This window comes from Enterococcus eurekensis, assembly GCF_042654605.1.
Lineage (GTDB): Bacteria > Bacillota > Bacilli > Lactobacillales > Enterococcaceae > Enterococcus_I > Enterococcus_I eurekensis.
Genome location: NZ_JBHSGT010000041.1, coordinates 87434 through 109859 on the forward strand (window position 1 = coordinate 87434; position 22426 = coordinate 109859).

Consider the following 22426-nt stretch of genomic DNA (forward strand, 5'->3'; position numbering starts at 1 on the left):
CTCTCTTAATGCAGAATTTTCTCTAAAGCATTCGATGCGGCTGCCTGTTCTGCTAATTTTTTCGATTTGCCGTAGCCCTCTCCAATTTTTCGTTCGTTACAATGAACTTCTGTCCAAAATTGACGATTATGCGCCGGTCCTTCTTCTTTAATTAAGCGATACTCAATATTCACATCGCCTGATTGTTGCAATACTTCTTGTAACTTCGTTTTATGATCCATCTCATGTGAAAAAGCACCCGCAGTTATTTTAGGGAAAACCAATTTCTCTAAAAATAAATTCGCGCCTTCTAAGCCTTGATCGATATACAACGCTCCAAGGAAAGCTTCGAATAAATCGCAAAGTAACGCTGGACGTGTGCGACCACCGGAATGTTCTTCCCCTTTTCCTAAACGAATGTATTGATCAAAGGAACATTCCTTTGCAAATTTTGCTAAACTGTCTTCACGGACAATCGCAGCGCGTAATTTTGTGAGTTTCCCTTCTGGCACATTCGGATACTCGCGGTATAAAAATTGTGAAACGAGCAACTCTAACACGGCATCGCCTAAAAATTCTAAGCGCTCATTGTCAGATAATTGTAAATATCGATGCTCATTCACATAAGATGAATGGGTAAAAGCTTGCTCTAATAGCTCTCCTTTTGAAAAAGTGATGCTATATTCTTCTTTAATTTTTTTTAGTAAGCCTTGGTCCATCTAATACAGTCCTTTCTTTTGTAGTCATACCTTACTATTATAATCGTTTTTCAATAATTATGAAACCTAAGCTACCGCTTCCTAATGAATTCTTTTACATCAAAAAAGGTAATAGACTATTTCACAATAATCCATTACCTTTTCTTGGCTTCTTAATTCAAATGTTTTTCGATATAGTCAACTGCTGCACCTACAGTTTGAATTTGTTCAGCATCTTCATCTGAAATTTCAGTTGAAAAATTTTCTTCTAATTCCAGAACAAATTCCATGACACTGATTGAGTCAGCATTCAAATCTTCTTTAATTCTCATCGTATCGGTTACTTTATCTTCTTCAATTTCAAAATGATTAGCGATTACTGATGCTACTTTTGCAAATATTTCATCACGCGTCAATTGCATTCACCTCCACATTATTTAACAAGGTCAAAAAAGAGCTATACCAATTTTAGCGATTTATTGCGAATTTGTCTAGCTTTTTTTCAATTTTGTAACATTTATGTCGATTTGAAGTCATAAAAAACCTCTTAATCGTTTGTTTTTGGTTCAAATTTTTCAACTAGATGTTCGACAACTTTTGATTCTAACATTGTATGAATTTGACGAATCGTTGTCGCCACCGCTTCTGGTCCAGTTGATCCATGCGTTTTTACAACTGGCGCTTTTAGTCCAAACAAGACCGCTCCACCATATTTGGCGTAATCCATCTCATTTTTTAAATTTTTCAAGGCATCTTTAAGCAGTAACGCACCAATTTTACCTTTTAAGCCAGAGTCTAAAATTGATTTCTTCAACAAACTAACAATATTTAACGCGGTTCCTTCGATTGATTTTAAAACCGCATTTCCAGTAAAACCATCCGTTACAACAACGTCGGCCACACCGGTTAAAATATCACGCGCTTCAACGTTACCAATAAAATGAATGCTTTCTTCTTGTGATAGCAACTCAAAAGTTTTCTTCGTTAATTCGCTACCTTTTGTTTCTTCGGTTCCATTATTCAATAGACCGACACGTGGTTTTTTAATGCCTCGAACATTTTCCGCATAAAAAGAACCTAAAATTCCATATTGCACGAGGTGTTCAGGTTTATTGTCAGCATTTGCTCCAAGGTCTAGTAAATCAAAGCCCGTCTCTGAGCCAATAACTGGCATTGTCGATAACAATCCCGGACGTTCTATCCCTTTAATACGTCCAACAATTAATAAGCCGGCTGCTAGTAAAGCACCCGTATTCCCAGCAGAAAAAATCGCATCGGCCTCGCCATTTTTAACCGCTTGTGCCGCTAAAACCATTGATGCTTGTTTTTTACGACGAATCGCTCGAACGGGTTCATCATCACTATCAATTTTTTCGTCTGTATGAATAATTTTAATATTTGGTTGTTCGGTCATATATTTTCTAATTTCTGATTCTTTTCCATATAATTGAAATTCAATTGTTGGAAAATCTTTGCAAGCAAGTAATACACCTTCCACAATCGCTTGTGGTGCATTATCGCCCCCCATTGCATCAACAGCAATTCTCATTGCACTTGGCACTTCCTTTCATGATTCACAAACAGTATAGCATATTTTTTCTTATGCTTGAATATTTGATTTTTCAGAGTGACTCTTTGGGTAAAAAATACGAAAAAAGATAAAAAGTAAAGCATAGAGAGGCTACTATCACAGTCACGCTATGACTTTGTATTAAGTTAGGGTGGGAACTCCCACTCCGCTACGAAAAATCGCCTTTTGGGCGGAGCTGCGAGACCGCTGCGAGCCTGTAGTTGTTGGAGCCGTTCGAACGTAGTGAGTTACGGATACAATATCAGGCTCTGCGTGACAGCTTGAAAGCTTCAAACTCCAGGTAAGTGCTAAAGCACTAACCTAGAGTAATTCACATTTCATCAACTGCCTACTTATCTCTTGCATCTTAACGCTTGTTTTATAACTTTAGGTAATCCGTATAAAAAAGATAGCGATTTCGGAGATAAGGTGCAATCAAACGAAAATCAAAAAAACGATTTTGTTTGATTACTTCTTATCTCTCATCGCTGGGCATCTTTTTTATAACTTTAATCAATCCGTATAATTGAAGCAAGTGCCGCGGAGATAAGCGGTCACTTGGCTGAAATGAAAAAGCACATTTCATCAACTGCCTGCTTATCTCTTGCACTTAGCGCTTCAATTATAACTTTAATCAAAATATTGTCTTTCTTTTTGTTCTCCTAGGTAGGTAACTAGTGGTTGGTAGTCAGGGAGGATTTCCCAGTTCTTTTGTTGTAAAATGCTTTCGGCCTCGGTTTTGGCGACTTCTAGAATATGTCCATCTGCTACAAGGTCGGCGGTCGCAAATTCAGGTAGGCCGGATTGTCGGTTACCGAAAACTTCGCCTGGTCCACGGAGTTCTAAATCTTTTTCACTCACAATAAAACCGTTCGTGGTTTCAGTCATGATCTGCATCCGTTTCTTTCCGGTATCATTTTTCGGATTAGCCACAAGTATACAAGTCGACGCCGCTGCACCACGACCGACCCTACCACGTAATTGATGGAGTTGCGCTAACCCGAAGCGATCGGCATCAATAATAATCATCATCGTCGCATTCGGTACGTTGACGCCTACTTCAATAACGGTGGTCGACACCAAAATTTGACTTTCATTATTTTTGAAAGTCTCCATAATTTCATCTTTTTCTTGGTTTTTCATTTTACCGTGTAATAAATTAACTTGGTAACGATCACCATAAAAACTTTGAAGTTCTTCAAAAATCGTAATGGCATTTTGCACGTCAAGCATTTCTGATTCTTCAATAAGTGGGCAAATCACATACATTTGATGTCCTTTACCTAGTTCTTCCAAACTGGCGTGTAAGACTTTTTCTAATTGTGGTGGCTTGATCCAACGCGTAATAACCGGAATTCGTCCAGCAGGTAATTCATCAATAATTGAAACATCCATTTCACCGTAAGCTGTAATCGCTAATGTTCTTGGAATCGGTGTGGCCGTCATGAATAAAACATCTGGTTTCCAGCCTTTTTCACGTAGAATTTTCCGTTGATTGACACCAAAGCGATGTTGTTCATCGGTAATGACAAAACCTAGACGAGCAAAATTGACGTCTTCTTGAATCAGCGCATGCGTACCGACTAGTACATCAATCTCGCCGCTTGCTAGTTGGCTCAAAATTTCTCTTCGCTCTTTGGTTTTGGTTGAACCGGTCAATAACGCAACACGAATATCAAAGCCTTCATATAATTGTTGCAAACTTTCCATATGCTGTTGCGCAAGAATCTCCGTTGGCACCATTAGCGCACCTTGAAAGCCCGCTGTTTTCGTTGCATAAAGCCCAATCGCCGCCACGACCGTTTTCCCACTTCCTACGTCTCCTTGAAGCAAACGCTGCATATGATTAGGACTTAACAAATCACGGCAAATTTCATTCGTCACTCGTTTTTGAGCATTCGTTAATTCAAAGGGTAATTGTTGAGTAAAAGCTTTCAGTTCATCGACATCATAAGCAATCATTAAACCATTACTTTCAGCTTTTTCGGTTTGCTTGAGTCGTTGCAATTGCATTTGAAAAAGGAAAAACTCCTCAAAAACAACACGTCGTTTCGCTTGATGGTGTTCCTTAGCGTCTTTAGGAAAATGCATGGCATACATCGCTTCTTTACGAGGTAGCAAGCGATACTTTTCAATTAAAGATAATGGTAAATTTTCTTCAATCGCTTCATAATAATGTTCGAAACCTTGTTTGATCAATTGAATCAAGGTCGCTTGACGCACGACTTTGTTCACATGATAAATTGGCGCAAAATCTTCTTCTTGTTTAGGCGCTAAAATTTTCATTCCCGTTAAACTCTTACGCTTGGCATCCCACTTACCATAAACGGCAATTTCAGTTGAAACTTCGACCTTATCTTTTAAATACGGTTGATTAAAAAAAGAAACACCAAACACATCATGTTCTTGCATCATCCGAAATTGCAGGCGGGATTTTTTATAACCAAAACGACTAAGAACCGCGGGTGAGACAACGAGACCTTTAATCGTAACTTTCTCTTGATCTTGAATCTCCGCTAATTTTCTTTCTTGAATATCTTCGTAACGAAACGGATAGTAGCCAAGTAGTTGTTCGATCGTCTCAATGCCTAATGTCGCTAAATTTTCCGCGCGTTTAGCACCAACACCACTTAACTTTGTAATTGACTCTTTCATACTCACCTACACTCCACCTCTCTTGAAAAAAAGCTTGGGACAAACAAAAATGTTCGCACCAAGCTTTCTAGATTTAATTTAATATGAATTATTCTGCTGCAAAAAGGTATGGATAAACAGGTTGATCCCCTTGATGGATTTCAACTTCCAATTCATCATTTAATTCAAGTAAAGCTGCCTCAAATTGCTCAGCTTGTTCTTGCGTACCTTCATCGCCGACAATAATCGTGACAATCTCTGTATCTTCGTCAACCATTTTTGTCAATGTAGCCATTCCCACTTCAAAAGCATCTGTTTTAGAAACAACGATTTTACCATCGATCATTCCTAAAAAGTCGCCTGTTGTAATTTGAACGCCATCAATTGCCGTGTCACGAATCGCATGTGTCATTGAACCGCTAACGACGCTTTCTAACATATCAATCATCGCAGCTTTGTTTTCTGCTAACGTTGCTTGATCATTAAAGGCTAACATCGCTGTCATCCCTTGAGAAATGGTCTTACTTGGTACAACAGCTACTGGAATCTCAGCCACTTCTGCGGCTTGATCTGCTGCCATAAAGATATTTTTGTTATTTGGTAAAACAATGACTTTATCTGCATTGACTTCATCAATTGCTTTTAAGATGTCCTCAGTACTTGGGTTCATTGTTTGCCCACCACTAATCACATAGTTGGCACCTAAACTCTTGAATAACTCTTGTACACCTTCACCGGCTGCAATTGCAATCACACCGTATGGTACACGAGGTTTTTTAACCGGAGCGGCATCATTTTCTAATAATGTTTCGTGTTGTAGACGCATATTATCGACTTTGATTTTAACAAGTGAACCAAATTTTTGACCGTAATTCATTACTTCACCTGGGTGTTCTGTATGAACGTGAACTTTAATAATTTCATCATCATTCACAACAAGTAATGAGTCGCCTAATTCGTTTAAGTAGTTACGGAAAGTATCGTAATCAAATTCGCTGTCAACTGTTGGACCTTCGCCAATTTTGACCATAATCTCAGTACAGTAACCAAACGCAATGTCTTCAGTTGCTACATGATTATGAACACTACGGTGATGTTCCGCATTGATCATTTCATCCATCGCTGCTGGTGTTTCAAATGTGTTTTCTGGTACGTATTCGCCATTTAAAACACTTAAAAAGCCTTCATAAATAAATAATAGCCCTTGGCCACCACTATCCACGACACCGACTTCTTTTAGAACCGGTAATAAATCGGGCGTTTTTGCTAAAGCACGTTTTGCACCCGTCACAACAGCCGTCATGACTTCGACACAATCGGTTGTTTCTAGTGCTTTTTTCTCACCAAATTCAGCTGCAATACGCGCAACGGTAAGAATCGTACCTTCAACTGGTTTCATCACTGCTTTATAAGCGGTATCTACCCCATGAGTAAATGCCGCAGCTAAGTCTTTTGCTGTTAGCGTGTCTACATTTGGGATTTGTTTCGAAAACCCACGGAATAATTGAGATAAAATAACCCCAGAGTTTCCACGAGCACCCATTAATAAACCTTTTGATAAGTGAGTTGCTAGCTCGCCAACTTTTTCAGATGTCGAATCACTAACTGCTTTTGCCCCACTATTCATTGATAAATTCATATTTGTTCCTGTATCGCCGTCTGGTACAGGAAACACGTTTAATGAGTTGACATACTCCGCATGCTCTTGTAGACGATCGGCACCAGCCTGAACCATTTCTTGGAACTGACTCGCGCGAATATTCGTTACTTCCACTGATAATCCTCCTTAAAAATCAACTACTTCACAGTAGTTTTAACCTCTAGTCTTCTGGTAACACTCGAACGCCTTGGACAAAAACATTCACAGAATGTGCTGTGATGCCTAACATTGATTCAAGATTGTATTTTACTTTTTCTTGAATATTGCGTGACACTTCGGAAATTTTTGTTCCGTAACTAATAATTGTGTACACGTCCACTGCAATTTCGTTTTCTTCTTGACGTACGACAACGCCGCGAGAATAGTTCTCTTTGCGTAAAATTTCATTAATATTATCTTTAATTTGATTTTTACTTGCCATACCGACAATCCCAAAGACATCGGTTGCGGCACCGCCAACAACGGTTGCAATCACTTCGTTGGAAATCTCAATTAAGCCTGATGCTGTTTGAATTTTAACTGCCATCGATAAAGCCTCCTTAAATAGACAAATCTTCTTTTTCTTATCTCTAATATTTTAACATAGACATGCCCTAAATAAAAGAAAGAGTCCTAGTTTTTCACGTTCTAGACCGTTTTTTATGTATTAACCTTGTTAAATTTACCTTTTTCAATCGAAAATGTCAATTGAAGAACAAGGAAAAAGCTTGCATTTCTCTTAGAATTATGATAAGTTATTTTAGTATGAGCCGAAAATATATGCTAATATATTGCTCCAACAGATCAAGGCAAAAGGAGGAAATCTATAATGGCTAAAGTTTGTTACTTCACTGGTCGTAAAACAAGTACTGGTAATAACCGCTCTCACGCAATGAACGCTTCAAAACGTACAGTTAAACCTAACTTACAAAAAGTTCGCGTGATGATCGATGGCACACCTAAAAAAGTATGGGTGTCAGCTCGTGCTTTGAAATCAGGTAAAGTTGAGCGCGTTTAATTTTATACGACATTAGACAACCGTTTCCTAAGCTGAAGCGGTTTTTTATTTACGCAAAGATCAAAAGACTGCCCACGCTTTTTGTATTGTTTACAAAAAGTGTGGGCATTTTTTTGATTCAATTTTATATTCTTTTATTTGGTTTAGCGACCATTCGCGCTGCAATCAGCTCAACTACATGTTCTTTAAGATTACTAAAGTTTTCATTCGAGCAGGTTGCGATGCCTACAGACAATTTAATTACTTCATCTTTTTCCATGTGTATTTCATACCCATTCAAACCCAATAGAACTGTTAGGGCCATAAAGGCCGTTCTTTTGTTCCCATTATGAAAAGGATGTTTCTTTATAAGGTTAATAATCAATAATGCCGACTTTTCTTCAAGTGTCGGATATAGTTCTCTTCCAAATATTTCTTGATTTAGTTGCTGAATAGTCATATTTAATGCCCCGGGATCGCGAATGCCACTTATTTCATCAGGTGTTTGGCGACTAATCAACATTTTATTCATACTTATAATATTGAGCTCAGTTAACATTTTAAGCGTCATTAATGATTAGCCAACTCTCTGTAAGTCTCTTCATATTTCAAAAAAGATTCTTCCATTAACTTTTCCACTTCTAAATCTTGAGGTGTTTTTTTTTCTTTCTTTTGAATTGCTTGCGCTAGTTTTGTTTCATCCACATAAACCATGTCATTCTCTTTAATTCCTAGTTTTTCTAAAAACTCCTTCGATAGTGTCAAAATTATTGAATTACCACTTTTTCTAATTTTTCGTTCTTGAATACTCATTTTAATTCCCCCATTCTCTCAAACATCTGTATATACAGTATATACGGATATCTACATTTTTGTCTATTGAAACCGACTATCCCTATCCATTTAATTATTTGAAGTTGAATAACCCTCGCCCAATTTTACTAGTTCGTTTACTTTCTACGTAAATCCAAAGTTACAGACAATCACTTATGAGTATTCATTACCTTGTCGAGATGATAAGATATAATCAAATCAGTATTTCGAAATTCCGGGAGGGGAAAGCAATTGAAGAGACATCTGTTCTATTTACTTCTATTTTTACTTTTAGCTGGATGTACCTCAACACCCAAAAAATTGAGTAAAGATGAAGCGATTCGATTAGGCGATTTTGAATATTCTAAACCGAATCATGATGAACGGTTTACAACTGATAAAGATTTTTATCGAAACAATGAACAAGGGATTATCTATCAAGATGGTGAGCCACTAATCGGATTGACATTTAAAAAAATTAGCACTGAAAATACTGAGGCAATGAAAGAATACTATACAGAAGCTCAACTACGTAAACATCAAAAAAATAACCATAACATAAAATTAGAAGTAGAAATTCAAAATTTTAATTATAATGAACCCTTTGATCCATTCTTTATGAAATTTCAAATGGCTTTTATTACTGACAAAGGTGAAGAAGCCTACTCAATTTCATCATTACCGTTGGACCCTATAAAAAAAGGAGAGATTGCCACTTATACATTTTCCATAAAACTTGACGAACGTCCTGTAAAAGATGTAGATACTTTATACATTCTCTACTATTACGTTGAAGATTTATTAAATCTCAATTTACGTACCCATTCCAATCATTTAGAATTTGATCTTGATATCACACATGAAATTGACATCTTGGAGAAGTAATCGCTGAAAATCTAGATTAAATATCCATCTTAATTGATTATAGTTTTTTAAAATCATATCGACAAATATAGCTACTTTATGTAAGAACATTCATGTGTCGAAACCATTACTTTCAATTTAGACAGCATTAAAACAACTTTCTAAAAATTAGTAAAATAAGTGTCATTTTTTAATATGAACATAGTCATCGAGTAGGAGAATAATCATTATTTGATTATTCGTCCTCTCACACCACCGTACGTACCGTTCGGTATACGGCGGTTCCGTTTTATACTAAACATGTACTTTATTATAATGTGTTACACACGAGACTAATCCAAATTGGGTTAGTCTTTTATTTATAATCGTTGTTGTCAGAACCAAGAGTAGGCAATACGCACAATCCCTTTGCTAGTATGGCTGTTTTTGTAAGCCTCGTTTCTATTCATTCCCAACTGTATTAAATTCTTTCGGCGATTCTTGGCAGTTTTCCATTTATATCAGATACACATTCTGAGCCGAAGCCTCAGATGGGAATCAATTCTCAGTAACACTTTCTTCATCGAACCGATTTTGTAGTAATTTATCCACCCTCGAATGACTTGGTTTAACCTCTTTACTTGTGTTTTTGTATCAACACTCCAATTTCTACGCGTCAAGTTTTTAAGTTTATATTTGAAGTTTTCGACTGATATCTCATGAGATTTTGCATGATAATCTTTCGTTTTGAAATCTGTATAGAAACCGAATCCTAAAAATTTGAATTCTGGGTCATACGGTTTCACAATTTTTGATTTCGTACTATTTACGATTAGCCCTAACTTTTCTTCGATAAATTTTGTTACCGAACGCATTACTCTTCTTGCCGACATTTCACTTTTAACCATAATAATGCAATCATCTGCGTATCGAACAAAACGCAGCTCTCTCTTTTCGAGTTCCTTGTCCAATTCATTAAGCATAATGTTGCTTAACAATGGCGATAGATTACCACCTTGGGGAGTCCCGATACTTGTTGCCTGAACTTTTCCATCTACTTGGACACCGCTGACCAAGAATTTACGTATCAATGAAATCACGTCACCATCAGAGATGGTTCTTGAGACTAAGTTCATTAGACGGTCATGATGGACCGTATCAAAGAAACGTTCGAGGTCAATATCAACTATCCAGTCGTATCCTTCATTGAAGCATTTCAACGCTTGGGTAATTGCCATTTCTGCTTGTCGATTCGGACGGAACCCGTAACTAAATTGACTGAAGTTCTTGTCAAATATGGGCGTCAGTACTTGTGAGATGGCTTGTTGAATGACGCGGTCTTTGACTGTCGGTATTCCTAGAAGGCGGACGCCACCATTTGGTTTAGGTATTTCCACCCTTAAAACAGGTGAGGGTGGATATTTTCTTAGGCGGATTTGAGAAATAATTTCTTCCTTGTTTCGAACCAACTCTAGCCTTAGTTCATCCACCGTCATTCCATCGACACCTGCAGCACCTTTATTTTGTTTCACTTGCTTGAATGCCTGATTTAAGTTATCTTTATCCAAAATTCGATCAAGTATTTTCCTTTCATACATGTTTGTTATTTCCTTTCCTTCTCGTAAAGTCGGTATCCACTTTCTCGTCCTTTGGACCAGTGGTCTTTTTCCTCTTCCAATTTTTGATTTCCATAACGATAAAACGGTTCAGCCCTTCGCTCTTTCTAGCTTTCACTAGCTGTCTACACTACTATGGCTTCTGCTGACTTCTCAAGTCTCAGGCTTACATCACTATAAGTTTTTGGGATAAGAACGTGAGATATCCCCAGTTAAGGTGCGAACTCTTTCTCTCCATCTATCTGCCATATATACATCACACAACTATTTCATTAGCTAGTGGACTTTAGTTTCTTTCGCAACCTTATCCTTGTGCGCTGCCTCCTATACGATTTCTGTTCGTCAGACCAGAGATTTGCCTCGCGCTTCCTTCAGATTCCGCGTCACCACGGACACCCTTGCTGTTGGCTATGTGTTTACCGCTAATTGGTCACACTCAGGACTTTCACCTGTTAGAGTTCGCCCATGCTGGGCGAACAAAAGAAACCGAAAAGAATACTGTCTTTTCGGTTTCTTAAAAATTTATATATTAAATGGGTGATGGCAACTAAGTTTTAAAAAATTGCCACCATTTCTATTATTTCGATGGCACAATATGGAGTGTAGAAAAGAACTCAGCAATTTTTTGAAGTAACGTACTTCCTGCCGCGACAACTCCAGATAGCACGTTTAACGTCCCAGTCACACCGCCTGCGTAGATAAAGGCCCCTCCCAGAGCAAGACCTGCTAACCCAGATCCGTATAGAGCTAACTGTTTTTCAAACTCTTTAGCGTCTGCTTGAATACTATCTAACTCAGGAGACGTTCCTGGAGGAAACATTCCTGGATTAAAAAAGATGCCTAATGTGATAGTAAATTCATATTTCACTTTATGGCCATAGATATTCTCAACATAGTATTCCCCCGTCGATTGAATTTCTAAGCCCACTTGAACTAATGATTCAACTTTAAAATTGATTTGATACTCACCATTATCACAAATCGTGCTCATCTCGTTGATAATATCAATAAATAAATTATCTGAATCGGCTAATTCCATCAAGTCTTGAACCGTTTCTAAATCATTCACAAACTTCATTTCTGGAACCCCGTTTTTGATTTCGTATCTTACCATATCACCATCATCTAAGTGAATACCATTTTGAATTTTCAATTTTAGTAATAATGGACCCACATGCGCTTCTTGTTCGATTTCCGAACTAAATCCAACACCTACAGTTTCACGGAAAACCTTTAATTTATTCGCAAATTCATTAGCAGTATGAACAAGCATCGCTTCTTTTAAATTTAATGATACGTTATTTTTATCTAGGTTAACAGGAGGATTGAACGACGATTGTCCCACATCTAAGAACCCTGACATCCCCACTTTATCTAATGGAATCCCATTCAATATATATTCGTGGTATTGATCAAACGACCAGTTTCTAGGCATCTTATAGCCTAAATTCGAGCTAAATCCAGAAGACATATCTGAAACAAAGCAATTATTTATTGCAACAATCGAACTCATTACTTGTGTACAAAGGTTTCTCGGACCATAAACGGATACATTGTATTCTGGGTAATGTTGTTGCATCGATTGTGTAACATCTCTCATATACGAAACAACTGTTGCTATCTCATGCCCCATAACATCAAAATCACAGGCAAAATAAATAGTTGTTCCATTTTTAAATCCCAGCTGTTTTGCTGATGCGCCTGCTAAACGAGCATCATTCCAGCCTTGACCGGCTTTTGCAAAGTAATTATAGTACCAGCCACCATCTTGATAAATCGGGAAGATTTTAAAACCATTGGATGATAATAAATTAACTTCATTAACAGTTAAATTTTTAGGTTTCTCATTAGCGCCAACACCTACAGTACCTGTTAAGTACCGTCCAATGGTATCATAACCGGCATTTTTTCAAAGTGTTTACTTGTGCTTGAGTCAAAATTTGCATAGACGTGTCACAAGCATTGGTTGATCGATTGATATCTCCCGTAGTCGTTAACAAGGCCTTAATCACAGGCATATTTGCAGTTGCAGATGTAGTATCCCCAATCTTCATAAAAGCTTTAAAATTCTTAACAGCTGAAGAAAGACCGTTATTCCATACCCCTGTTAAACCACCACTAAATTCATCATTTACAATCAAACTCGCTTGTAAAATCCGAATATTATTCGCAGTGCCTTGAGTTGGCGATAATGTCGGGCAATTTGCAGTTGTTCCCTCACCAAAATAACCATTGGCCGTACCTACATCCATCCCCATTTCAGCTTGAAGGCCATAAATGAGCGCTTTATTCGTATCTCGCTGATAAATACCATCACACGGTAGAATTCCTGTATACGGATAATAAGTACGATTCAAGTAGCGTTGCACCTCTTGAATATTACTGTTTCCTCCGAAAACTAATGAAAAAGCGCTCATATCAAATAATGCTCTCGCAAAGATCCCTGAAAATTGTCCATTATCTCCATCAAACCCAGCTTTTACTTTGAATTGTGTAATGGAATAATAAGTATATTCATCAAATATTTCACTAAATCCACCTTGTCCTAGTCCTTTACACCTCATAGCACCATCAATTAGTTTAATAATTCTATGCTTTTTTCCTTCAAATAATAATTGAGGAACTTGATTATCCCATCTATTTACCGTCGTTGGTCCGAAATTATTAGCTAATGCTGTGATTCCTAATTCATGCTGAACTGCTCTAATGAGACCATAAATTGTGGGCCACCCTGTTCGCCCATCTTCAGGCACTGATCCAAACCCTGATACATTCCCATAGGTTTTATTTAACCATTCTTGCACTTCAAAAACCCATGGATCTCCTACAACTCTTGCTTTTTCATCATTCATAACAATCTTCCCTTCTCTATCGATTCGAATCATTTTTGTATACACCCTATATGTCAATCTATCCATTCAATTGTGACAACATTTAGTTAATTAATTATCCATAGTATTAAATATCCTTTAGATATGATAAAATTTAATCAACAACAATCAAGTCATTATTTCTAGAATCCAGGAGGTTAAAGCAATTGAAGAGACATATGATCTATTTACTTCTATTTTTACTTTTGACTGGATGTACCTCAGCACCAAAAAAATTGAGTAAAGATGAAGCCATTCAATTAGGCGATTTTACATATTTAAAACCGAATCATGATGAAAGATTTACAACTGATAAAGATTTTTATCGAAACAACGAACAAGGGATTATCTATCAAGATGGCGAACCACTAATCGGACTGACATTTAAAAAAGTCAGTACAGGCAGCACTAAAGCAATGGAAGAACTTCAAACAGAGAAAGAATTACGGAGATATCAAAAAAACAATCGACATATCAAACTAGAATTAGAAGTTCAAAATTACAATTATGATGAACCTATCAATCCTCTTTTTATAACACATTCGACAGCTTTTATAACAGCAGATAGAGGAGAAAATCTTCATAGCTCTTCTTCGTTGCCACTCGAACCAATAGAAAAGGGCAATACAGGGACTTATATTTTTACTATTAAACTGGATGAACGCCCTGTAAAAGATGTCAACCTATTATATCTTCGCTATTACTATGTTGAAAGTTTATTAGGTTTTAATCGTAGAAACTATTCAAATCATTTAGAATTTGAACTCGAAGTCACGCATGAAATTGATGCCTTGAAGTGAGTAATATTCAGATTCCACTTTAACAGAAAAGGTCAACGCTCATCATAATGATTCGCATTGACCTTTCTATTGTGTAATTTATGATTCGAAACCTACCTATCGAATATTCTAATATCATATATCTACATTCTATTGCTTAGTTGCAATTCTTCAAAAACAGCCTCACGTAATTCCCCTTTTACTTGGCTAAGCAATGCGATTTTTGTTTCAGTTGCTGTCATGTTATTGAGCAAAATCACTAAACTTCTGGCATCTTCCACTTTAGAATCAGCGATCATCCTTGAAGCATGATCAATAGCATTAACTTGTAATACAATGGCTTCTAGTGACTGCTTAATCATTGTACCCCATGAACCTTCTTGATGTTCAAACGTTTGTTCAAATGACGCTTCTAACTTATGGATATCAATCTGTGTCAGTTCCTCTTTTAAAATCAATTTTTGATTAAAGACTCCCTGAGTAATTGCGGTACCATCAATAAACAACTGATTGATTTCTTCTTGGAACTCAAAACGTTGGCGAAGTAAACTTAATTTTTCTTCTAAGCGTTCAACGTGACGTACTGCATTGGATTTTATCTGGTATTTAGCAATCAATTGCTCATTTTCAGATTTCACAGCTGCCAATTGTGCTTCTAACTGTGTAAAATCCTCTTCTTTTATGTTCATCTTCAAATAACCTGATGCATCTTCCAATCCTTCGACCGCCAATGTCAATTTCCCATCTTTGCCGACCAATTGTTGATTACTTTTAAGCTCTGCTTGAGCATCAACGACTTCGTTTTCTTTCATTTCTTGATAAAACCAACCGCCGAGTGCAACTGCGGCAACACCAACCAAAACAATCCATTTTTTCTTTTTCATCTTCACCCTTCTTTCATAAACTAGATTCAAATCCAATTTTACCTTTCATTCATAAAAACAATAAATCATTTACAAACTAAATTATACACGCTAAAATAAATAAAAGTTTATTATGACTAAAAATGCGTCAAATAAATTTCAACTCTTACTAAATGATACTCATCTCACTAAAAAACAAATATTCTCAAAAGAGTATCACAATCGACACATGAACGAACATTAGCACCCGATTTCTTTCAGTAAGTATTTAAACTTATTTTATAATAGATTCGCATAATTACGTTTTTCAAAACACAACTAAACTATACACCCTCGTACCTAGAAAACAGTTTATTGCGCAATATTTACGCAAAAAGGGGTTAAAAATAATGAATAATGGCAAATTGATGAGGAAACTAAGACAAGAACGAAATATTAGCCAAGCATCTTTAGCTGGGAACTTATATTCCCGTGACAATATCTCGCGTTTCGAAAGAAATAATTCGAACATTAACTTAAATATGTTTTTTCACTCACTTGATTCAAATAAGTGATATCAGCTTCTGCTTTTTCTAAAGTATCCATATCCAATATATTTAACTTATTTTTCAAAATATTTGTATTCGGAATTAAATACGGATCAATCATTGTTCGATCCTGATTTTCGATATTTTTCTAACACGATTTCTAATGCATCAGCGATTTCCATCGTCCCATCAACATATGCATCTACCAGTTTCATTGTATCTTTTGAAGGTTCTAGTGCATCCAAGGTAGAGTAGCTTAAAGCAACGTTACGTAACTTTTCACGTTCTAATTTAGTCGTATTTTTAACAGAGTATTTATATTCAGCCATATATAACCCCTCCTTTAATAAAAGTATATCTATGCTCATTATATCATGTTTTTAGCCGATCTATGTAGTAAATCATTTAGTCATAATATATTCTGAATAAGTGAAAAATGGCTAGATAGAGTCTATTATAGGCAACTTCCAATCAGGTGTAATTCTTCCCTAATTAATTCAACTACACTACCTCTTCACTATAACTAATCTCCATACGGCTTTTCTTAATTCTCGTTCGATAAAAGAAAACAAGAACAAAGGCAAATTGACTACTTGATTTCGTCAAATCAAGCACGTATAAAGATAGTGCCGTGTTTTGGATAAAAGATGCTAGGATGGGAATAAAGGAACTGATAAATATAATAAGTTTAAATTTTTGTCGTTAAATTTTTTCATAGAGTGCTTGCTTTCTGATCAACGAAAATCAGCGGCTAGACTCCTCGATCGTAGTGATGCGCGATTTCGATAATACCTGCAGAACATAACACGACCAGGAATCAAAGAGTAGCCTATTTATTCAATCACCTGACCTGCTTGCAATTGAAAATGTCTAAAACCAGCTTGCTTCATTTCTTGCAGATCAAAGTGATGTGCAACTTCAATGATAGTTGCTGGTAATTGATAAATTAAGGCACGGATCATTTGGGCATTTTCTTCATCTAAACTCGCCGTTACCTCATCGAGTAAAATCACTTTTTTCTCCGATAGTAACGCACGTGCGATTTCCAGACGTTGCTTTTGCCCTTCTGATAATTTAGAACCTTGTTCCCCACAGTCATACACTAATGCCTCTTGACCCAGTTCTTGTCTTAAGTTGACTTTTTCTAATACGGACAAAATTTGTTCATCGGAGTAGCCTTGACCTAAATCAACATTAAATTTCAATGTATCCGAAAAAATAAAGGCTTTTTGATAAATCATCGCGATTTGTTCTTGCATCACTTGGTTACTTAATTGCTGGTTTTCTGTCTCAAATCGAATTTCTCCACTCTTTGGATAAAGACTACCCAAAATCAAGTTTAGCATGGTCGACTTGCCACTGCCTGAAGGCCCCGTAATCAAGACCTTATCGCCTTTATTAATCGTAAAAGAAGCGTTATTTAAAATCGTCTTCGAATCAAAATCTAACGACACATTCTTAAAAGTCACCGCTTCAATCTCTCTGTTTTTTTCTAAAATAACGGGATCAATGGTCTTCGTTTCATCCAATAAATATCGTTCTAAATCTTCTTTAATGGCTTCTGAGGCCTTGATTTGATTCAAAGATTGAATCATAAAAAATAATGGTGCTTGAACTTTATCTGTCGCAAGGAAAATCGCGATTAGCGTAGCAATATCTAAACGATTATTCAATATTCCGACAATAACACCTAGAAAAAATGGCAAAATAAAACTCGTAACAATCACTATTTGTGAAATAAATGTCACCACTTGAGCCTTTAACTTCATTTCTCTATACGATTTTTCAGTCGCTTGAGCAGCATTCGAGACTTTTTGAGTAAATGCTTGATCGACTTGATAGTTTCTTAACGTTCCTAAACCACCAATAAAATCATTGAAATATTTCAATTCACTCGATTGTGCTTTTTCCATTTTTTGTCCGCTTTTAATTAAATATTTCTTCGCTAGTAATTGTGGAATAAAGACGAGAAGTGAGGATAAGATAAACACCGTAGAAATAAGTGGATCCAGTTGAATCATGAAAATAACCGCGACGAAAGCGATCACCATATTAGTAAAAATATCAATATGAGGTTCTAAAAAATTCTTTTCAAACAATTTGATATTCGTCGTATAAGACGTTAATATCGCTGTATCATCGAACTTATTTTTTCTACTATTGATAGATTGTAAAATACTTTCCTTTAGATATAAGTTGATATTTTCAATCACATTTTCTTTGGCATAGGAAAGAAGATAGCCTCCCCATAAAACCAATACCCAGATACCTAATGACAGCAAACCCAAGTTAACCACTGCTCGGATTGTTGTCTCTACCGTTATTTTTTGTGCTTCAATAATCACCATCGGAATGAAAATCCCATTCAAGGCCGTTAATAACATTCCCACCAACAAAAGAAAAAGATTTCGAATCTTACCTTTTTTAAATACTTTCCAATTTAACTTCATTATTACACTCCTTTACATCCAACCACGAATGACTATTTTAAAATCAATTAAAAATATTACAACGAAAATAACACCTGTTCGCAACTAAGATTATATAGATTGCTTAATCCAATCATTATTCTTTACATGGAAATCCGCTACAATATAATGATACATCCCCTTAAATAAAATCATCTATGCCCTTTAATTCAACTAAAATTATTTTGTCGTGTTACAATTTATTTCTATTTGTCATTCTTGATGGTAACGATTCTTGAATCGCTTGCTAGATTCGTATTCAACAACCCTAGCATGAATAAGTTTAGTGTTCCTTTCATCTTACTTTTATCTATTTTATTTCTTTTTAAAAGTAAAGAAAGGACTGCGACATAGGTCTGCACTCCTTTTTATTATCTTTTTTTAAACTGACCAATAGATCTAAGAAGCAAATAATATATGATTGGGTGTACTAACAGAAGTCTCATTATTTTTTTGTCTAGAAATCATTATCTCTCATTCACATAAATAATGTTTTTCCTTTTATCTATTCAATAATTTCTGTTAAGATCGGCATTTCTATTATTTGATCGAAATTTGAAACAAACGCTTCATCATATTTATGAGTAGCGTAAATAAAGTTCAAATCAGAATTTAATAACATTTGCTCAATTTCACGTTGTGTTTCCTTGTCTAAAGCACTTGATAACTCGTCCACTACTAAAAATTCTGCTTGACTATATAACGCACGAGCTAACGCAATACGACTTTTCTCACCACCTGACACCGTTTTAGAAGAGAGTTTCATATCCTTTAATGGTTCAAGATAAAGCATTTTTATAATTGAATTCAAATGCTCTTCGCAAATATCAATAGAAAATAAAGTAATATTTTCTATTAACGTCCCTTTAAAAATATGCGGTTCTTGCGGAACATAAGCAACCTTCTCTGAACGCATTACCTCACCATTTATCGGACTAGCTTCATTAAAAATTAACCGGAAAAGGCTCGTTTTACCAGATCCACTTTCTCCAATAACTAAATATCGTTTTTGAGATTTAAAATCATAAGTAAATTTCTGTAGTATTACTTTTTTCCCTACATGATAATCAACATCTACAAAACTAACTGCATTGTCATTCAACGTGAAGATTGGTTCTGTATATAGAGATGTTCCACTTGACACTATAACTTCTTTAAAAACTTCAAATCCACCAATGATTTCAGACATTGTTCCAGTAGCAGAATTTAAAGGAAAAGAAATGGAGGAAACAATTTGAGTAAAGCCCACTAAAAGACTCAATGTTAATTGCCCACTAATAATAAAATATGCCCCTAACAACCAAGTTCCAAAATAAAGAAAATCCGAAAAAATTTTATTCAACACTCCAACTATATTCAGTGTTTTAGCTTCTTTAATTTCTGTGTCCTTTACTTTATTTGACACTAATTGAAGCTTCTTAAAAAATGTATCTCTTTTATTAAAAATTCTCCATGTCTCGCTCCCTACTAAATAGTCATCCACTTCTGCTACATAAAGATCAATTATTTTTGATACCTCTTGTTTATTTTTAGTTAATGATTTCCTTGAAAAAATGGGAACTAGTATTTGTGGTATTGTCAACACTAACACAAAAAATGATAACAACAAATTTATTTTCATTGCTAAAATTAATGCAACAAAAAACTGACTAATAAGATAAATTCCCCAAAACAATTGTACTAAAAAAGATTGCTCAACTATATTTAATTTACTTGTTAAAGTTGATAAATACTGATCCTGCATTTTTTGAGAGATCATAAATCCAGGTTTATTTTTCAAATTTCTAAAAATAATCAATCGAATATCATTCATCAGTATCTGAACTAGGCGCTCTGTATAATATTGTTGAAAAAAATAGCTTAATGATTGCAATACTAAAAAAATAATTGTCCCCATCGTCACAATTAGAAGCTCGTTCATTTTGGTTACAGAAGCTATTTGTTCGATAACAATGGCATTGATCACCATCAAAGCTGACAAAACTATCGTTGTTAATAAATGGAATAATAATTGTTTTTTCCTGCATAAGAATAACTGCTTCAATTAAATCCCCTCCAAATATTTTTCTAGTTTTATTTTTATATCACTCGAACAGATGCTCGATATATATTTTTTAGCAAGTTTTACTTCTCCCATTTCAGAAAGAATCACAATTAAACGAACTACCAACTCATCTTCCCCCTTATTTAGTATCAGATTTTTATAAAGAAATAGTTCAGAATAACCATTTACCACAAATTCCTTATAAATTTCTCTTTCTTTTTCTTTATTTGAATAACAAGAAAAATAGTAATTCCACAAGTCAATATCCTGTGGTGTATGTCCCAGACATTTTTCAAGTATTTGTTTTTTTTCAGACTGGTTGTTTTTAACATGCTTGCATAATTTTTAAAAACTAAAGACTCGGTTAAGTCTACTTTTTCCCCAACAAGGAAGTGTTCTATGTTTAGTTTGTTTTTCAGATATTTACAAGCATGATGCTTCCCTTCTTTTTTTAATAAATAGTAACTTTTACTGTTCCAATAATCAAAATGATTTTTTTTCAGTTTATATAGTATATCCAAATATTTTTCGGTAACTTCATAATCAAATTCTCTAATGGTGGTGTTAATAATCAATTTCACTAGTAACCACTTCTCATAGTCGTTTATTTCTCGCTGTAAGAGTACTATTAGTTCTGAAATGTTTATTTTATGATTCATAAATATTTTTCCATAGATTCGATATATTTCACATAAGACGCTTTCTTCTTCTTCAAATTCATGATAGAATCCCCGTTTAATTGCTTTCCTCATATTGCTTGGATCTAATTTCTTTTTTTTTCGCACGGTCGTTGAAACCACTTCAATAGGAATCATTTTTTTTACTCTTTCAAATATTTTACAAGAATATCTATCCAACTCTATTTCATTAGGTTTATAAATGATAATCTTATTTAAGTTATTATTTGATACCCCTAGTAGGATTGTGGTTAAGATATTTACATAATATCTATCTAAAATCGATGATGTAGGAGATGAAATATTGATATCTGTATTCATTATTGGATTTTTATCCCACAGATCATCCGATAAACTAGACATTGTTTTTTGATTTAATGCTGTAAATATACTATTTCTCCGAAAGCCTTCAAACTGTTCTCCTTTTTCAAAAACAAGATTCAATTCTTTATTCATACCAACTTTTCACTCCTCCATTCATAATTCCCCACATGAAAATATCCCCTCTCACCATGTTTTATCGGGATTCCTTCTCTTTGATAGTCTATGATTTGTTGTGCAATCAAAGTAGCTAAATTTTCTATAACACGATAACTAGCTTTTTCAATTGATTGTAAGAAAATCAACTCATAGTCATTGGATTGATGTGTTTTTCTGTATGTAATACTATCTGTTGGAAAATAAAATTCTGGTAGAGAGACAACGTTTGAAATATATCCAAAATTTATTATATATGGTATCTTAGATTCCCTAGCCGCATCTTCAATTATTAGTGCTAACTCATGTGATGAGGGATAATCTGCTGCATGAATAATCAGTTTAATTTTTTCATTAATGATAATCTTACTAATTTCATCTTTTTCGATAACCTTCTGTTTATATGTTACAGTTAGAATTTCTGTTTGTTTTTCTAAAACATCTACTTTAAATTTCCCAATATCTTTCTCGATAAAATCCTGTCTATTTATGTTATCATACTCTACCCTATCATCATCTACTAACACTATTTTAACAATATTATCCAATTTAGTTATCTGCCTGAAAATATGACTACCTGTTGTACCTAATCCTATTATGGCCACAGAGATACTTTTAGTATTTTTGATTTTTTCTATTATTCCAATCTTCTCAAACGAAGAAATAATTTCGATAACTTCGCTCTCTTTTATTCCAGTATAGTCCACTACTTCTTTAATCGTCTTTTTTACTCGTAAAAGTCTCATGATTTTTATCAACATTTCTTGAAATTGAATTTGATATTTTTTTCCTTCTGTATAATCGATAATAACTAGTTTTTCATCCTTATTTTTAAAAAAATGTACGCCATTTTTAATAATAAACATTTAACCTGAATAATTCATAATTTTTCAAAAAAGCTTCAAAAACCTTGTTATAACAGTCTATTTTGT

General features: G+C 35.0%; 21 protein-coding genes and 1 pseudogene. 3 read left to right on the forward strand and 19 right to left on the reverse strand.

Going from position 1 to position 22426, the window contains the following annotated elements:
- Positions 1 to 5: 5 nt before the first annotated feature.
- The 6 genes from rnc to ACFO3L_RS06310 all read right to left on the reverse strand — a co-directional run bounded on the left by rnc (position 6) and on the right by ACFO3L_RS06310 (position 7067).
- Positions 6 to 698 (reverse strand): ribonuclease III, encoded by a 693-nt coding sequence (gene rnc, locus ACFO3L_RS06285; RefSeq protein WP_379964958.1) that lies wholly within the window; start codon positions 696 to 698, stop codon positions 6 to 8.
- Positions 699 to 850: 152 nt separating this feature from the next.
- A complete protein-coding gene (gene acpP / locus ACFO3L_RS06290; protein ID WP_379965001.1) occupies positions 851 to 1093 on the reverse strand; it encodes an acyl carrier protein in 243 nt (80 codons plus the stop codon).
- Between the two features lie 131 nt (positions 1094 to 1224).
- Positions 1225 to 2226, reverse strand: a complete 1002-nt coding sequence (gene plsX, locus ACFO3L_RS06295) for a phosphate acyltransferase PlsX (RefSeq protein ID WP_379964960.1) — start codon at positions 2224 to 2226, stop codon at positions 1225 to 1227.
- 651 nt (positions 2227 to 2877) lie between these two features.
- Complete coding sequence (recG, locus tag ACFO3L_RS06300) at positions 2878 to 4902, reverse strand: ATP-dependent DNA helicase RecG (protein ID WP_379964962.1); 2025 nt, start codon at positions 4900 to 4902, stop codon at positions 2878 to 2880.
- A gap of 88 nt (positions 4903 to 4990) precedes the next feature.
- Positions 4991 to 6655 (reverse strand): DAK2 domain-containing protein, encoded by a 1665-nt coding sequence (locus ACFO3L_RS06305; RefSeq protein ID WP_379964964.1) that lies wholly within the window; start codon positions 6653 to 6655, stop codon positions 4991 to 4993.
- Between the two features lie 46 nt (positions 6656 to 6701).
- Positions 6702 to 7067 (reverse strand): Asp23/Gls24 family envelope stress response protein, encoded by a 366-nt coding sequence (locus ACFO3L_RS06310; protein WP_379964966.1) that lies wholly within the window; start codon positions 7065 to 7067, stop codon positions 6702 to 6704.
- A gap of 282 nt (positions 7068 to 7349) precedes the next feature.
- Between ACFO3L_RS06310 and rpmB the strand changes: the two genes are divergently transcribed.
- The gene (gene rpmB, locus ACFO3L_RS06315; protein ID WP_379964968.1) at positions 7350 to 7538 is read left to right on the forward strand and encodes a 50S ribosomal protein L28; all 189 of its coding nucleotides are present in this window, start codon (positions 7350 to 7352) and stop codon (positions 7536 to 7538) included.
- A gap of 124 nt (positions 7539 to 7662) precedes the next feature.
- On the opposite strand, the gene ACFO3L_RS06320 is transcribed toward rpmB, so the two are convergent.
- Together ACFO3L_RS06320 and ACFO3L_RS06325 are read right to left on the reverse strand one after the other, a co-directional pair.
- Positions 7663 to 8088 (reverse strand): type II toxin-antitoxin system death-on-curing family toxin, encoded by a 426-nt coding sequence (locus ACFO3L_RS06320; RefSeq protein ID WP_379964970.1) that lies wholly within the window; start codon positions 8086 to 8088, stop codon positions 7663 to 7665.
- Positions 8088 to 8330: an AbrB/MazE/SpoVT family DNA-binding domain-containing protein gene (locus tag ACFO3L_RS06325; RefSeq protein WP_379964972.1), complete on the reverse strand. Its 243-nt coding sequence runs from the start codon at positions 8328 to 8330 to the stop codon at positions 8088 to 8090. The genes ACFO3L_RS06320 and ACFO3L_RS06325 overlap by 1 nt, the downstream gene beginning before the upstream one ends.
- Positions 8331 to 8582: 252 nt before the next feature.
- Here ACFO3L_RS06325 and ACFO3L_RS06330 point away from each other — a divergent pair, with 252 nt between their 5' ends.
- Positions 8583 to 9215 (forward strand): hypothetical protein, encoded by a 633-nt coding sequence (locus ACFO3L_RS06330; protein ID WP_379964974.1) that lies wholly within the window; start codon positions 8583 to 8585, stop codon positions 9213 to 9215.
- Positions 9216 to 9488: 273 nt separating this feature from the next.
- Here ACFO3L_RS06330 and ltrA read toward each other — a convergent pair.
- The 3 genes and pseudogenes from ltrA to ACFO3L_RS06345 all read right to left on the reverse strand — a co-directional run bounded on the left by ltrA (position 9489) and on the right by ACFO3L_RS06345 (position 13674).
- Positions 9489 to 10771: pseudogene (gene ltrA, locus ACFO3L_RS06335) on the reverse strand (group II intron reverse transcriptase/maturase).
- 595 nt (positions 10772 to 11366) lie between these two features.
- Positions 11367 to 12677: a glycoside hydrolase domain-containing protein gene (locus ACFO3L_RS06340; protein WP_379965003.1), complete on the reverse strand. Its 1311-nt coding sequence runs from the start codon at positions 12675 to 12677 to the stop codon at positions 11367 to 11369.
- Between the two features lie 4 nt (positions 12678 to 12681).
- Positions 12682 to 13674: a hypothetical protein gene (locus ACFO3L_RS06345; protein ID WP_379964975.1), complete on the reverse strand. Its 993-nt coding sequence runs from the start codon at positions 13672 to 13674 to the stop codon at positions 12682 to 12684.
- Positions 13675 to 13826: 152 nt separating this feature from the next.
- On the opposite strand from ACFO3L_RS06345, the gene ACFO3L_RS06350 reads away from it, so the two are divergent.
- Positions 13827 to 14459 carry a hypothetical protein gene (locus tag ACFO3L_RS06350; RefSeq protein ID WP_379964977.1) on the forward strand — a complete coding sequence of 211 codons (633 nt, stop codon included), beginning with the start codon at positions 13827 to 13829 and terminating at the stop codon, positions 14457 to 14459.
- A 122-nt stretch (positions 14460 to 14581) separates the two neighbouring features.
- On the opposite strand, the gene ACFO3L_RS06355 is transcribed toward ACFO3L_RS06350, so the two are convergent.
- The 8 genes from ACFO3L_RS06355 to ACFO3L_RS06390 all read right to left on the reverse strand — a co-directional run bounded on the left by ACFO3L_RS06355 (position 14582) and on the right by ACFO3L_RS06390 (position 22360).
- The gene (locus tag ACFO3L_RS06355; RefSeq protein WP_379964979.1) at positions 14582 to 15322 is read right to left on the reverse strand and encodes a hypothetical protein; all 741 of its coding nucleotides are present in this window, start codon (positions 15320 to 15322) and stop codon (positions 14582 to 14584) included.
- Between the two features lie 489 nt (positions 15323 to 15811).
- A complete protein-coding gene (locus ACFO3L_RS06360; RefSeq protein WP_379964981.1) occupies positions 15812 to 15949 on the reverse strand; it encodes a hypothetical protein in 138 nt (45 codons plus the stop codon).
- Positions 15942 to 16157 carry a hypothetical protein gene (locus tag ACFO3L_RS06365; RefSeq protein WP_379964983.1) on the reverse strand — a complete coding sequence of 72 codons (216 nt, stop codon included), beginning with the start codon at positions 16155 to 16157 and terminating at the stop codon, positions 15942 to 15944. Before ACFO3L_RS06365 ends, ACFO3L_RS06360 begins: the two co-directional genes overlap by 8 nt.
- 504 nt (positions 16158 to 16661) lie before the next feature.
- Complete coding sequence (locus tag ACFO3L_RS06370; RefSeq protein WP_379964985.1) at positions 16662 to 18278, reverse strand: ATP-binding cassette domain-containing protein; 1617 nt, start codon at positions 18276 to 18278, stop codon at positions 16662 to 16664.
- Between the two features lie 523 nt (positions 18279 to 18801).
- Positions 18802 to 20340, reverse strand: a complete 1539-nt coding sequence (locus ACFO3L_RS06375) for an ATP-binding cassette domain-containing protein (RefSeq protein WP_379964987.1) — start codon at positions 20338 to 20340, stop codon at positions 18802 to 18804.
- Positions 20341 to 20466 (reverse strand): hypothetical protein, encoded by a 126-nt coding sequence (locus ACFO3L_RS06380; protein ID WP_379964989.1) that lies wholly within the window; start codon positions 20464 to 20466, stop codon positions 20341 to 20343.
- 59 nt (positions 20467 to 20525) lie between these two features.
- The gene (locus ACFO3L_RS06385) at positions 20526 to 21473 is read right to left on the reverse strand and encodes a hypothetical protein (protein ID WP_379964991.1); all 948 of its coding nucleotides are present in this window, start codon (positions 21471 to 21473) and stop codon (positions 20526 to 20528) included.
- Positions 21470 to 22360 carry a ThiF family adenylyltransferase gene (locus tag ACFO3L_RS06390; RefSeq protein ID WP_379964993.1) on the reverse strand — a complete coding sequence of 297 codons (891 nt, stop codon included), beginning with the start codon at positions 22358 to 22360 and terminating at the stop codon, positions 21470 to 21472. Before ACFO3L_RS06390 ends, ACFO3L_RS06385 begins: the two co-directional genes overlap by 4 nt.
- Between the last annotated feature and the right edge of the window lie 66 nt (positions 22361 to 22426).